The following is a 13480-nucleotide window of genomic DNA, read 5'->3' as shown; positions in this document are numbered from 1 at the left end:
CGCGAGCGCGACCTCAGTCGAGGTGGACGCCCGCGGCGAGGCGCACGCCGTAGGTGCCAAGGCCCGTGCTCGAGTACCCGAGCGGGTTGCTCAGCGGCAGCATGAACCCCGCCCGCAGATAGTAGCCGGGCTTCTGCACGGCGAGGAACGGCTCAAACGCCGCCTGGTACGAGGACCGGGCCGCGAACGTGGTGTTCTCGAGCTCGGCGAAGGTAGGCAGCGCCACGCCCTGCAGGCGCAGGCCGCCGGCGACCACTCCGCCGATCTCCACCTCGCCGGCGTGCAGGATCGCGACCTCGACCTGATCATTGCGACCGAGCGGCGCCATCACCACGGGGACGAGCTCGGCCCGGAGGCTGATGGGCGACCACACGTGCTCGAGCGCCGCCCGGAGCTCGATGGGCACCGTCGACGGGGTGTACTCGTGGAGGTTCCACATCGCGCTCGGGACCTGGGCCGCCGCGTAGGCCTGGCTCCGCTGGGTGCGGCCCGAGAGCAGCGGCACGCCGAGGGCGCCGCCGACCGAGATCCAGGTCGAGGTGCCGATCGGCAGCGTCGCGTGGGCGCCGAGCATGAGGTTGCCGAGCACCGCGGCCGTGGAGTTGTCGATCCCGAGGCCGAGCGGGAGCCGCGCGTCGAGGGCCACTCGCTGAGAGACCGGCACCGACGCGAGCAAGCGCAGCGCGATCACCGAGAGCGCGTCGTCGCCGTCGGTGAACGACGCGGTGTCGAGCCCGAACCTGCCTCGGAGGCTCGACGGGAGGTCGTTCTTTTGCGCGCTCGCGGGCGGCGCGGAAGGTTCCGCCGGGGGCAACTCGGTGGAGGGAGACGCAGGCGCAACCGCCGCGGCCGGTGGCGCTGCCGCCGCAGGAGCGGGCGTCGTCGTCGCCGGTGCCGCGGGAGGAGGCGTCGAGGCGGCCGGGCTCGCGGGGCCGGGGGCGGCCGGGGCGGCGGGCGGCGCGGCGGGCGCCGGCGGCGCGCCCGGATCGGTCACTGGCTGCGCGGCCGCCAAGCGGGTGAGCAAGAGCAGAGCGCCGAGGGTCGTCAGGGTCGCGAGCTTCATCTCGATTCCTTCATAAGTCAGATGTGTGCACGGTGGAGGATACGGTGGCCCGTCCGTGGAGCCGTCGGCGAAGCGCGCGGCCGGTCAGAAGACCCCGCCGAGACCGACGGTGCCGCCGGTGGGGCTGGCCGCCATGGTCGGCGCGAGCGTGGGCTTGCCGTCCCACGCTTGGCGCGCGGGCGCGGTCGCCTCGGGGTGGACCCGCGAGAACACCGCGGCGTCGAGCACCACGGCGGCGGTCACCCCGCTCAGCAGGCCGATCGCCGCGCCCCCGATGGGGCCTCCGCACAGGTAGTCGCCGCCACCTCGGCACCCGTCCACCGCCGCGCCGATCGCCGCGCCAGAGACCGCGCCCAGGATCGGGCTCACGACCCGTGTGCCGAGGCTCGCCGCGAGCATCGCGGGGCGGCCGTTGACCGCGTGCACGATGGGCGCGCCAAGCAAGTACGTGCCGAACGAGGCGACGCCCGCGACAGGGCCGAGCTTCACCGCGGCGAACGCGAGCGTCACCGCGACGGCGTCGGTCACGAGCGTCTGGTAGCCGTACCAACCCCCGTTGGGGCGGGACTCGGCCGTGCACCCTTGGGGCGTCTCGGCGCAGGCGCGGAACGAGATGGCCGGCGCGACGGGCGCGACGGGCGCGGCCGGGGCGCGGCCGGGGCCGGCGGGGGGCCGGGGTGGCGGGCGGAGTGGGCGCGGCTGCCATCGTAGCGGGCGCGGGCAGCGCGGTGGGAGCGATAGGAGCGACGGCGGGAGCGACGGGAGCGGCCGGAGCCGGAGGGGCGAGCTCCACCTCCTCCGCTTGCGCGGTCGTGACCGCGGTGAGCGTGGTGAACATGACGAGAGCGACGAGAGCGACGGAGGCGGGGCGGCGCGTTCGGGCTTGCATGTCTAGGCATAACGCAACGACCGTTCCAGCTGAATTTGTCAACGATTTCAACGAACGAGTCCCCTGCTGGCACAGGGTGGCACGCGCTCCCCTCGCTCCGCTGCGCTCGTCCCAGGACGCGCTGCTCCGGCTCTGCTAGGCATCGAAACGTGGCTCAGCGGCTCGACACCCTCGGTGCGTTCTGGACGGCCGACGGCATGCTCCTGCCGCTCGCGGCCTTGCTGCTCGTCGTGCTGACCGCGACCCTGCCCCCGGGGTCGCGCCGCAAGCTCCTCGTTCCGCTCGCGTTCTTCGCGCTCCACCTCGTGGTGGCGCTCGGGGCGGCGCTCGCCGTGGGTTCCCTCCGGACGCGCCTCGAGCTGCTGGCGCTCTTCTTGCTGACGATGACGACCGCGCGCGGGGCGGGCCTCTTCGTCTCGGAGTCGAGCCTCACGAAGCGCGTCATCCCCCCGATGCCGAAGATCTTCGAGGACCTGCTCCAGGCGTTCCTCTACGCCCTCGCGGTGCTCGCGACGCTGCGGCTCGGCGGGGTCGACATGGGGTCGCTCTTCGCGACCAGCGCCGTGCTCTCGGCCGTCGTCGGCTTTGCCCTCCAAGACACGCTCGGCAACGTCTTCGCAGGTCTCTCGGTGCAGGCGCAGAAGGCCTTCAACGTGGGCGACTGGGTGGAGGTCGACGGCAGCCTCGGCCGCGTCCTCGAGATCGGCTGGCGCGCGACGAAGCTGCGCACGCTCGACGAGGTGGACATCCTCGTGCCGAACGGCGCGCTCGCTCGCCACACGATCCGCAATTTCACGAAGCCCACCGACGTGTCTCGGCGTTCGATCCAGCTGTCCGCGGCCTACGACGCGCCGCCTGAGCGCGTCAAGGCCGTGGCGCTCTCGGCGCTCGAGGGCATCCCCGACGCGCTGACCGATCCCGCGCCGAGCGTGGTGCTCTCGGGGTTCGGCGACAGCGGCGTGCTCTACACGCTCTATTACTTCACGCGCGCCTTCGCGCTCGCCACGTGGACCGACTCGGCCGTGCGCGAGCACGTGTGGTACGCGTTCCGGCGCGCCGGCATCACCATCCCGTTCCCGCAGCGCGACCTCCACGTGATCGACACGTCCAAGGAGGCCCGCGCTGCGCTCGCCACGGCGCGAGCGGGGGAGCGCGAGGCCGCGCTCGCGACGGTGGCCTTCTTCGCGCTCATCCCGAGCGACGCGCTGCGCGCCCTCGCCGACCGCTGCACGAGCCGGCTCTACGCGGCCGGCGAGACCATCTTGCGCCAGGGCGATCCGGGCGACGACCTCTTCGTGGTCCTCCGGGGCGAGGTCGTCGTGCTGCTCGAGGCGTCGCTGGCGGGGACGAGACCTGTCGAGATCGCGCGGCTTGGGAAGGACCAGTTCTTCGGCGAGATGTCGCTCATGACGGGGGCGCGGCGGGCAGCCACGATCCGCGCGACCCAAGAGTGCGAGCTGCTCGTGGTCGGCCACAACGCCCTGAGGCCGCTCCTCACGGCGCACCCCGAGCTGGTCGAGCGGCTCAGCCTGATGCTCGCCAAGCGGCAGCTCGAGCTCGACGAGCGCCAGCTCGAGCTGCCGGTCGAGGCGAAGGCCGACCTCGACGCCCGCTCCACGGAGATCCTCGGGAAGATCCGCGCGTTCTTCGGGTCGTCCGAGTGATCCGTGCGGCCGGGTGGGCCCGCCACGCGCGCGCTCTCGGGGTGAGGTGCTAGGAAGTCGGCGATGAACCCTCGCGAGCTCTCGATCCGGGCCAACGACCTCGTTCAGTCCGTGCTCGAGTGGGCGCCCGCCGCCCCCGAGGGCGAGGTCGCGTCGGCCCCCCCTACGGTGGTGCTTCTCCATGGCTTCATGGACGCCGCGGGCACCTGGGGCGAAGTCGCTCCGTCGCTCGTCGCCGCGGGCTTCCGCGTGCTCGCGCCGCACCAGCGCGGCTTCGGGCGTGCGCCCCGCGTGCCCGAGGGCGGCTACTACTACTTCCCCGACTACGTCTTCGACCTCGCGGACGTCGTCGACGCGTGCGTGCCGCGCGCGAGCGCCTCCGAAGCGCCGCCCCGCGTGTCGGTGGTCGGTCACTCGATGGGGGGCACCGTCGCCACCCTCTACGCGGGCTCGTTCCCCGAGCGGATCGAGCGGCTCGCCTTGCTCGAGGGCACGGGGCCGTTCGACAACCCGTTCGAGACGGCCCCCATCCGCATGCGGCGCTGGATCGAGGACGTGCGCCGCGCGCGTACAGCGAGCGCGCGGCCTGTCGGCACCCACGAGGACGTGCTCGCGCGCCTTGTCCAGAACCACAGCGGCGTCAAGCCAGAGGTCCTCGCGCGGCGCGTGCCCGAGCTCGCGCGGGTGGGCGAAGACGGCGTGCTGTCGTGGCTGGCCGATCCGCTCCATCGCACGCTCTCGCCCATGCCGTTCTACGTCGAGGCCTACAAGGCCTTCGCGCGCCGGGTCGCGTGCCCGGTGCTCTCCGTCGACGGTGGCCCGAGCGGGTTCCAGCCGCCTGACGAGTCCGATCGCCTCGCGTGCTTCGCGTCCGTGCGACGGGAGACCCTGGCGGGGGCCGGGCACATGCTCCACTGGACCGAGCCTGGCGCCGTCAGCGCGCTGCTCGTCGACTTCTTGGGCCCTGCGCGGGACGTTCGCGTGTAGAGTACACATCTCTAGATGTGCGAGCTTGACTCTAAAAATGCGAACCGCGTCCGTTTCGGGCTTGGGACCCAAGAAGCCGAAGGCCGACCTCCTCGTCGCGTTTCGCGGTCCTCGACACCCCGCCGGTCGAATCGTCATCCATAGGCGACCCTGCGCCGGAAAACTCGGGGAGTCGTGCTCCCGGCGGCTGGACTCGACTCCCCCGCGAGAGCCCCGCCGCCCTCGCCGTCGTGGCTCGAGCTCGCCTGTCGGGGCTACGTCTCCGCGAGGGCGCGGCGGATCGCCTCGGCGTCGGCCTGATCTTTCAGCCGACCATGCGACTTCATGAGCAGGAGTCCTTCCAGCGACACCACGTTGATCCCGTCGATGCGCCGCCGGTAGGGCAGCAGCTCGGCCCACGTGTAGCCCGACGCCGAATTCATCACGTCGATCGTGAACTCGTCGTTCACCCGGATGGCGTAGGGCTCCTCGTGCACGGTGGTGTCGCCCGCGAGCTCGAGCGCTGCGCCGTCGGGGAGCTGCGAGAGCGCGCGCACCCACCGCTCCGCGTTCTCGGCCGTCGGCTCGACGAGGATGTCGACGTCCTCCGTGAGGCGCACGATGCCCTGAAGTGCCAGGGCGTAGCCGCCGATCAGCGCGTACTCGGCTCCTTCGCGCTCGAGGAGGGCGGCGACTCGGAGCACATCTTCATACGTCGCCGCACGCGTTCGCTCGTCCATTCGTCCCACTGTGCGTTGGCCTCCTCCTGGGTCTTGTAGCGAAAGATACCTTTCGGCGCGCCGCCGCCGAAGCGGAGCACGAGCGTGTCGAGGCCCGCTCGATCCCCGCTGCCCGCCGCGCGCCGCCCGACTGTCCTCATGCGGTCATTTTGGCAGGCCGCGCGCCCGCGGCAAGCGCGCCGGCGCACCACGCATGAGCAAGCAACGGGGCGACTCACGAGCTGCTAGCGTCTCGCAGCGCGGGACGTTCACGTGTGGAATACACGTTCTAGCGGAACGCCTTGACGAGCTGTGAGAGCCGCTTGCCCTCGCCGCCCTCGAGGATGCCGACCGCCAGCACGTTCAGGCGTCCGGGCTCGGCGAGGCGCGCGCACACGTCGCGCACATCTTCGCGCGTGACCGCCGCGTTTCGTTCCAGTCGATCGTGCAGGGTCTCGAAGCGCTGGAACAGCATCCCGCCCGCATAGAAGCTGCCGATGTCTTCGGGCGAGTCGAGCATGGCCTCGACGTCCCACGCGTTCCGGCGGCGCGCCTTGTCGAGCTCCGCGTCGGTGGGGCCGTGCTCCGCGAGCTCGCGGAGCAGCGCGAGGATCTCCCCGGCCACCTGGGTGGTGCGCGCGTGGAGCGTCCCCGCGGCGAAGTCGATGACGCCCTGGTCTTCGTAGCCATCGAACGAGGCCCCGACGTCGTAGCAGAGCCCCTGCGCGTCGCAGATGCGGTGGTAGAGCCGCGTGGACATTCCGTCGTCAAGCACCCGCATCATGGTGTCGATGGCGGGGCGCTCCGCGCTCGACTCGGAGAACGCGCGGAGCGAGATGCGGAGCTCGGTCTGGCTCGCCATGTTCTCCACGAGCTTCACGCGCGCCTTGCGCTGCGAGGGGCGGAACGCCTCCGGCTCCACCCGCGGGCCGCGCGCGAGCCCCGCGAAGCACTCCTCGCCGAGCGCGCGGGCCTCGGCCACCGTGACGTTCCCGGAGAAGCAGAGCACCGAGTTCTCCGCCGTGTAGTGCCGCGCGTGGTGCTCCTTCAGCATGGCGAGGTCGAACGAACGCACGCGCGCCTCGTCGCCCGTGATGGTGAAGCCGAGCGGGTGATCGGCGCCGAAGATGAGCTCTCGCGAGAGATTGTCGGCGTCGACCTGGCGCCCTTCGTCGTCGAGATCTTCCAGGATTTCCTCGCACACGATGCCCTTCTCGAGCTCGATGTCGAGGAACGCCGGGCCCGTGAGCACCTCGCCGAAATGTCGGCACGCCGGCCCGAGGCTCTCGGGCGGGAGGGTGACCGAGAACACGCCGAAGTCGGAGTGGGTCGCGGCGTAGAGGAAGCTGCCGAGCGACTCGAACGCGAGGTTCACCTCGTGCGCGCTGCGGAGCGTGGAGGTCCCTCGATAGAGCATGTGCTCCAGGAAGTGAGAGAGCCCGTTGGTCGCGGCCGTCTCGAAGCGCGACCCCACGCGCACGTGGAGCGCCACGTGCGCGCGGTGGAGGCTCGGCTGGGGGACGACGACGCCGACGAGCCCGTTCGAGAGCGTGAAGGTCTCGTACGGAATCGGCGGCAAGGCGCGTGGCAAAGCTCTCGTCACTGGACCTCGCACATCACATGCCGTCGTCTTCTTCGTCGGGCGCGGGGCCCGCGTCGCCCTTGCGCTTCTGCCCGACGATCAGCTCCGTGTGCGTCTTGATGGCGTCCTTGGCGGACTCGCGAAGACGCTTCGCGTAGAGCGCGAGCGCCTCGGCCTGCTTGGCCGCCAGGAGCATCGCCATATACGTGTCGCGCTCCTTGTCGAAGTCGGCGCGGGTCACGGGCTTCTGCTCGCGGATCAGCACCACCATGAACCCGTCGTCGACGCGGAGCGGCTCGTCCATGAGCGCGCCCGCCTTCGCGTCGAACGCGAACAAACGGACCTTGGTCTCCGTGTCGCCCGAGAGGCCCGGGATGGGCGAGCCCTGGCGGTTGAACGACGCGCCCGTGAGGGGCTGCGGTCGCTCCTGATCGGTGTCGGGGGTAGGCGCCTTGGGCGGAGGCGCGCCGCCGTCGCCGCTGGTCGAGGCGTCGGCCCCTGCGTCCTTCGGTCCGGCGGGGCGCGCGGGCGCGGGCGTGGGCGTGGGCGCGGGCGCCTTCGCCGCGAGGGCAACGAGCGGGGCGAGGGCCTCGCGGCTGGCGTCTTCGGCCGATTTCCCGCCCTTGACGCTCGCGTGGATTTTCGAGGCCAGGTCCTTCGCGGCTTCGAGCGACTTCGCCTTGAGATACGCCTTCTTGCGTTTCTCCTTCGCGTCGTCGTCCTTGCGGATGACGTGGAACCCGTAGGTCGTCTCGACCACGCCCGTCATCTCGCCGGCCTTGATGGCGTCGGCGGCCTTCTTGAAGGGCTCGACGAACCCGTCGGTCTTGGTGCCCACGTCGCCGCCGCGCATCGCGCTGCCGGGGTCTTGCGAGACCTCGCGGGCGACGTCGGCGAAGGCCTCGCCCTTCTTGATGCGCTCGATGGCCTTCTCCAGCCGAGCCTTCGCCGCGGCCTTCTCGTCGTCCTTCGCGCCCTTGCTGATCTTCACGAGCACGTGGCGGATGGTCGCGCCTTCGACGGTGGCGGCGTTCGTCGCGTCCTTCGCCCAGGCCTCGACGTCGGCCGGGGTCGCCGTCACGCCGTACTTCTCCATGTACGTGGCGCGGACGTGGACGTAGTTCAGGGCCGAGGTGGACTTCTCTTCGAGGTAGCGGTCCCACCCCTCCTGCTCCGACACGCGCACGGGCGTACGCACGAGATCGCGCATGCGCGCGGCGAGCAGCTCGCGCTGCTGCCACTCGCGGAAGTCGGAGGGCGAGCGCCCCGTCATCGAGCGGACGGTGCGCTCGTACACCTTCGTGTCGAAGCGCTTGGTCTTCGGATCGCGGAACGCGCCGTACAGGCCAGGGTTGATGCGGCCGTCGCGAACTCCGAGAGTGTAGCCGAGCTGCGGATTGTCGGAGGGGACGCTGACCAAGATGAAGCCGTTGTAGATCGACTCGGTGACCTCTTCGTCGCTCACGCTGAGGCCAAGGCGGTGGGCCTCGGCGATGAAGAGCTCTCGCTCGATGAGGCCGTCGAGCGAGATCTTGCCGAGCCCCATGCCCTCGGCGCGCGCCGTGAGCATCTCGCCGGACTTCCCGCGGGGGATGAGCAGCCGGTACGAGGCCCGCTGGGTGCGCGGGTCGATGCAGAAGCCGTGGACCTCGCCCACGCACTCTTCCTTGATCGAGCCGAGCTTCTGGCCAGAGTTCGGGCGAAAGCCGATCACGAAGACGAGGATGGTCGCGACGATGATTGCGCCGTACACGACCGACGTGAGCCCGCGCTTGCGAAAGAGGTCCAACATGGGGAGGCGGGCCATACCACGGCCGGACGCTCGTTGAAATGAACGCCCGCCAGACTGGGCCCCCGGCGCGGGGCTCGCGCGCGCGGCCGCTGACGCCAACGCGTTGAATTCGAGCGCCATTTGGCATGCCGAGGCGGCACGAGCCTTGGGCGCCCGCGCCAACCTCGCGCTGGCGCGTCAACCGGCGCTAGCGGCCCGTCGAGGCGCTCTTCTCGACGCTCAGCGCGAACCGCGCCTCCGCGCACGCCTCCTCGAGGGTGGCCACTTCCCGGGTGTAGATGACCTCGTAGAACGTGTCGAGCACGCGCGCGGCGTCGGTCGGATCGCGCATGGGCGCCACCTGGGTGCCGAGCTCGGCGAAGCCCCGCTCCACCGCGGCGGTGGACAGCGCGCGCGCGCGCTCGAACAGCTGCGCGGGCTCGTCGCCGGAGAACGAGGACTGCTCGGCGCGCAGGATGAGGCGGAGGCGGAACGTCCCGTTCAAGGGGGTGCGCACCCGCACGCCCGAGTCGAGAATGAGGTTCTCCCGCGGCCGATCGGCGAGGACGATTTCGTCCCCCAGCGTGCGGTAGACCTCGAGGCCCGACTGAATGAGCGCTTTCTTGAGCTGTTGAGGTGTCACGCAGACCCGGCACGAGCAAGGGCACGACAGACGACGGCGAGAGGCTCGCCGAGTGCCATCAAGAGCGCGCCGCGGCGCTCCCGTCAAGCTTTCTCGGTCCCGCGTGCGGTCCGCGCGGGCGGGGGCGCCCGCCGGAGCCACCGATCGCCGACTTCTGGCGCGATGGGGGCGGGGCGCGCTATCCTCGTGAGTCCATTGACAAAGCGCACTTCCCTCACGCCGCCCCTCGGCATCCCCTCGGCAGGTGTTCACGCCATGCGGCGCGGCGGCGCCCGGCGGGAGGTGTCCGACCGCGTCACGCTCCGTGCGCCCGACCGCGCCCTCGAGGGCTGGGCGCTCAACGTGAGCCGCGGGGGCGTGCGGGTCATCGTGGAGGACCTGGTCGCGCTCGGTGAGGTCTTCGAGATCACCCTCGGCACCGACGAGGACACCCTCACCCGCAGAGGGCGCGTGGTGTGGATCCAGGAGGAGCCCGACGGGATGGTGTTCGGCCTCGCGTTCCTGCTCGCCTCCGACGAGGGGCCGAAGACCGTGCCGCCCCCGCCCCCGGGCTCCCGCACGCTCCCGTAGCGGCCTGCCCCTAGATGGATGACGAAGGAATGAATCATCGGGCCTGATCGAAGATCATGCTCGATGGTTTAGGAGCGCTCGCGCGGCGCTACTTCGCGCACGCCAGCGCCACCGTCTGGGTCTTGCCGCCGACGTCCACCTTGGCTTCGGTGGTCCCGTCGAATGTGAGCGTGAGGGGGCCCCGCCCCTCGCCGCTCACCTGGATCTTGCCGCCCGCCTCTGGGCACGCGCCACGGCAACGGCGCACCCCCTCGACGACCACGTCGAGCGTGGCGCCCGCGACGGTGCCGGTGGACTTGCCGCTGGTGTCGACGCAGGTCCCGCCCGTGGAGAACTGGAGCGTACGCGTGATGGATCGCTTCATCGATCGGTCGCGCGCGGAGACCCCCTCGAGCTCAGCGCGCCACGCCGTGCGGCGCTCTCCCGGCTGGGCGCCGGCGGAGATCTCGGCACGCGCCGTGAACGCGACCCCGGTCGCGCGCCCGATCGTGAGGCCGCTCGCCTTCACGTCGAGGGCGAGGCCCTCGGTGGACTTCGTGTACACCACGCTGACGGTCCCCGAGACGCGTCGGAGGCCGAACGGGCCGAGGCAGCCGTCGAACCGGTAGGCCACGCTACGCTCGGGGAGGCTGTGCGTCACCGTGAGGCACCCGGCCGGGAGAAACACGGCGCGCGCCCCGTCGCCGATGTCCGCGGGCTGGACCCCGCCGAGCCGGCCACCGAGTCCCTCTGCGCTGAGGGTGAGCGTGCCCGCGCCGCCTCCCACGAGCGACGCCGCGAGGAGCTCCACGTCGCCCTCGGCGCTCGCCACGTCGGTGCCATCCTTCGCGAACGTGATCTCGGGATCGGGCTCGCTCGGCCCGCAGCCGAGGCCCGCCACCGCGGTCGCCAGGCGGATCGCGAGAGCGTGTCTTCTCCAAGGGGACCCGGATCGCGAGGCCACGCTCGGAGCATGCCACGGTCGGCGGGGGAGCGCATGGGTTCCCGCAGAGCGCGGTTCCCCGAGGTGCGGGGGCCGAGGGGGCGCGAGCGCGTGGACGGCGCGAATGTGCGCCGCCCGCGGACCTGATGCGCTACGACCGTGGCATGGCCGCGAACGAGACCCGCACGCGCTCGCTCAACTGGTTCGTGCGCGGCGGGGTACTGCACCTGCCGGACGGCGCGAGGGTCCCGATCGATGTCGAGTCGCTCGTGGTCGGTCGCGATCCCGGCGCCGCCGTGCCCCTCGCCGACGCGGAGGTGAGCGCGCTCCACTGCGAGCTCCGCGCCGTGACCGAGGGCATCGTGCTCCGCGATCTCGGCAGCACCAACGGCACCTTCATCGGCAAGGTGCGTGTGCGCGAGGTGGTGCTCGGAGAGCGCACGGAGATCGACGTCGGCCAGACGCGGCTCGTGGTCGAGCCCTCGGGCAAGCGCCGCGTCGACCTCGGGTTCTCCGCCAGCTTCGGCGAGCTCGTCGGCTCGTCGCCGCGAATGCGTCGCCTCTATGGGGTCCTCGAGAAGGTGGCGCCCACTCCACTGAGCTTGCTCATCTTGGGGGAGACCGGCACCGGGAAAGAGCTCGTCGCGCGCGCGGTGCACGACGCGTCGCCGCGCAAGGGCGGCCCGTTCGTCGTCGTCGACTGCGGCTCGATCCCCGCCACCTTGGCCGAGAGCCTGCTCTTCGGTCACGAGAAGGGCGCCTTCACGGGCGCGACCGAGCGGAGGAAGGGGGCGCTCGCCGAGGCGAGCGGCGGCACGCTGTTCCTCGACGAGCTCGGGGAGCTCCCCGTCGAGCTGCAGCCGAAGCTCCTCCGCGCGCTCGCGGAGCGCCAGGTCAAGCGCGTGGGGGCCACGACGTTCGAGCCCATCGACGTACGCCTCCTCGCGGCGACCCGAAGGGACCTCGGCGCCGAGATGAACGCCGGTCGCTTTCGCTCCGACTTGTTCTTTCGTATCGCGCAGATACGCGTGGAGACGCCCGCCCTCCGCGAGCGCCTTGTCGACATCCCGGACATCGTCGCCGCCATCTGCGCGCGGCAGGGGCTCGCCGACAAGGCCGACGTCGTGAACGGCTGGATCGAGAAGAACCGGGCCCAGTACGACTGGCCCGGCAACGTGCGGGAGCTCGTCAACGTGGCGTCCGTCGCCGCGACGCTCGCCCACGCGCCGGAGGCCTTGGACGACGTGCTCACCTTGGCCCACGCGCCAGAGCCCACGCGCGGTGGAGCGTCAGGTGGAGCGGCAGGTGGAGCCGCGGAGGCGAGCTTCGCCGACGCCAAGCGCGCCGCGGTCGCGCAGTTCGAGCGGAGCTACTTCCTCGAGCTGTCGGCCTCGACCGGCGGCAACGTCAGCGAGATGGCCCGCCGCAGCGGCATGGAGCGCCACCACGTCCGCGCATACCTCCGGAAGCACGGCGTCCGCTAGGACCGCAGCTCTCGGCGAGCCGCGCGGCTGCGCGCCGCGGGGGGGCGCTCAGCTCAGTACTGGCAGACGTACGGGCGTGTCTTGCCCGCCTCGTCGCGCGCGCGCACGAGGCGTGTGTCGTACCCCCCGCGTGTGAGGTCGAGGTAGGCGCGGCTCGGGCCGGTCGCCTGGGGCTCCTTGTCGGCCCACATGGGCTCTCGGCGCGAGGTGGGCGCGGCCTCGTCGTCCCAGAGGAACGCCGTCGCGCCGGCTGCGCGCGCGAGGCCGATCCACACGCCGGCGAGATCGGGCGAGAGCCGCGCGATCTCGCGGGCCAGCTCCTCGCGCTCCTCGGGGCTCTCGAGCAGCACGAGGCGGGCGCCAAAGGACGCGCAGCCCGCCGCGGCCTCCGGCTCCAGCGCCGGCGCCGGGACGAAGAGGTATCGCTTGGTCGTCGGCGAGAGGCGCACGCACACGCCCCCCGGACAGCCCTCGGCGCGGGTGCCAGGTGGCTCCCTCTCGCAAACGACGTCGGCGGGGGACGCTCGTGCGCAGGGCGCGGCTCGCCAAGGTGACGTGGCGCCGCGGCGCGCGATGAGGCACCCAAGCTCGCCGCTCGCGCCGGCCTCGGCGGGGAAGGACTGCCCCGGATCGGCGCGCGCGAAGCAGCCTGGGCACGGACCTGTCTTGGGGGGGGCAGGGTATCCAGGCTCACCGAGCCCGCGCTCGGGCGTGTACGCCTCGGTGGTGAGATCTTTCACGAGCCCCACCCAGTAGTCGCCCGCCGGCACGATCGCGTCGACCGACGCGATCTCGTCGGCGCCCCCGAAGGTGACCACGTGCGCGCCAGCCGCGCGGCAACGCTCCGCCGCGGCGGCGTAGCTGTTCGTCGAGCCGGCCAAGAAGTAACAGTGCTTCGTCGCGAGTCGGACGCCGCCCTCGCACACCAGGGCGCATGTGGGAGAGCATCCGAGCGCGCCCACGTCGCCGGGATCGCAGGCCTCTTCCGGCGCCGCGCCCGTTGGACCGTCGACGTAGCCGTCGCCGCACCGGCCGCCGACCGCCTCGGCAGGGAACTCCCGCAGATCTGGCAGGCAGGCGGCGACCAGGAGCGCGAGCGCGAGCGCGAAGGTCGCGGGCGCTCGGCGGAGGGGGCGGAGGCGAGGCGGCAAGCCTCTATCGTACCGCTGCGCACGCCTCCCCGCGCAGGAAGGGCTCGTCCTGCCCA

12 protein-coding genes are annotated in these 13480 nt (G+C 71.8%); 4 read left to right on the top strand and 8 right to left on the bottom strand.

The features are described from left to right. Positions 1 to 13: 13 nt before the first annotated feature. Both IPQ09_01725 and IPQ09_01720 read right to left on the bottom strand, forming a co-directional pair. The gene (locus tag IPQ09_01725) at positions 14 to 1063 is read right to left on the bottom strand and encodes a hypothetical protein (GenBank protein ID MBL0192939.1); all 1050 of its coding nucleotides are present in this window, start codon (positions 1061 to 1063) and stop codon (positions 14 to 16) included. 84 nt (positions 1064 to 1147) lie between these two features. Further along, positions 1148 to 1591 carry a hypothetical protein gene (locus tag IPQ09_01720; GenBank protein ID MBL0192938.1) on the bottom strand — a complete coding sequence of 148 codons (444 nt, stop codon included), beginning with the start codon at positions 1589 to 1591 and terminating at the stop codon, positions 1148 to 1150. 510 nt (positions 1592 to 2101) lie between these two features. Between IPQ09_01720 and IPQ09_01715 the strand changes: the two genes are divergently transcribed. Both IPQ09_01715 and IPQ09_01710 read left to right on the top strand, forming a co-directional pair. Next, on the top strand, positions 2102 to 3616 hold the full coding sequence (locus IPQ09_01715) for a mechanosensitive ion channel family protein (protein MBL0192937.1): 1515 nt from the start codon (positions 2102 to 2104) through the stop codon (positions 3614 to 3616). 63 nt (positions 3617 to 3679) lie between these two features. Beyond that, entirely contained in the window at positions 3680 to 4603 is a 924-nt protein-coding gene (locus IPQ09_01710) for an alpha/beta hydrolase (GenBank protein ID MBL0192936.1), read from the top strand. 254 nt (positions 4604 to 4857) lie between these two features. Here the strand turns inward: IPQ09_01710 and IPQ09_01705 are convergent, their stop codons facing one another. The 4 genes from IPQ09_01705 to IPQ09_01690 form a co-directional block, all read right to left on the bottom strand. After that, a complete protein-coding gene (locus IPQ09_01705) occupies positions 4858 to 5322 on the bottom strand; it encodes a hypothetical protein (GenBank protein MBL0192935.1) in 465 nt (154 codons plus the stop codon). 268 nt (positions 5323 to 5590) lie between these two features. Next, positions 5591 to 6880 carry an insulinase family protein gene (locus tag IPQ09_01700; GenBank protein ID MBL0192934.1) on the bottom strand — a complete coding sequence of 430 codons (1290 nt, stop codon included), beginning with the start codon at positions 6878 to 6880 and terminating at the stop codon, positions 5591 to 5593. A 37-nt stretch (positions 6881 to 6917) separates the two neighbouring features. Then, the gene (locus IPQ09_01695) at positions 6918 to 8690 is read right to left on the bottom strand and encodes a peptidylprolyl isomerase (protein ID MBL0192933.1); all 1773 of its coding nucleotides are present in this window, start codon (positions 8688 to 8690) and stop codon (positions 6918 to 6920) included. Between the two features lie 172 nt (positions 8691 to 8862). Next, entirely contained in the window at positions 8863 to 9297 is a 435-nt protein-coding gene (locus tag IPQ09_01690) for a hypothetical protein (GenBank protein ID MBL0192932.1), read from the bottom strand. 195 nt (positions 9298 to 9492) lie between these two features. Between IPQ09_01690 and IPQ09_01685 the strand changes: the two genes are divergently transcribed. Next, entirely contained in the window at positions 9493 to 9867 is a 375-nt protein-coding gene (locus IPQ09_01685; protein MBL0192931.1) for a PilZ domain-containing protein, read from the top strand. Between the two features lie 88 nt (positions 9868 to 9955). Here the strand turns inward: IPQ09_01685 and IPQ09_01680 are convergent, their stop codons facing one another. Beyond that, entirely contained in the window at positions 9956 to 10810 is an 855-nt protein-coding gene (locus IPQ09_01680; protein MBL0192930.1) for a hypothetical protein, read from the bottom strand. Between the two features lie 143 nt (positions 10811 to 10953). Between IPQ09_01680 and IPQ09_01675 the strand changes: the two genes are divergently transcribed. Further along, positions 10954 to 12273 carry a sigma 54-dependent Fis family transcriptional regulator gene (locus IPQ09_01675; protein MBL0192929.1) on the top strand — a complete coding sequence of 440 codons (1320 nt, stop codon included), beginning with the start codon at positions 10954 to 10956 and terminating at the stop codon, positions 12271 to 12273. 53 nt (positions 12274 to 12326) lie between these two features. Here the strand turns inward: IPQ09_01675 and IPQ09_01670 are convergent, their stop codons facing one another. Next, on the bottom strand, positions 12327 to 13424 hold the full coding sequence (locus tag IPQ09_01670) for a C-type lectin domain-containing protein (GenBank protein MBL0192928.1): 1098 nt from the start codon (positions 13422 to 13424) through the stop codon (positions 12327 to 12329). Positions 13425 to 13480: the final 56 nt, after the last annotated feature.

The organism is Myxococcales bacterium, from assembly GCA_016720545.1.
Taxonomy (GTDB): Bacteria; Myxococcota_A; Polyangia; order Polyangiales; family Polyangiaceae; genus JAAFHV01.
The sequence above is the reverse complement of the archived record's forward strand: the minus strand, read 5'-3'. Positions and strand labels throughout refer to the sequence as shown.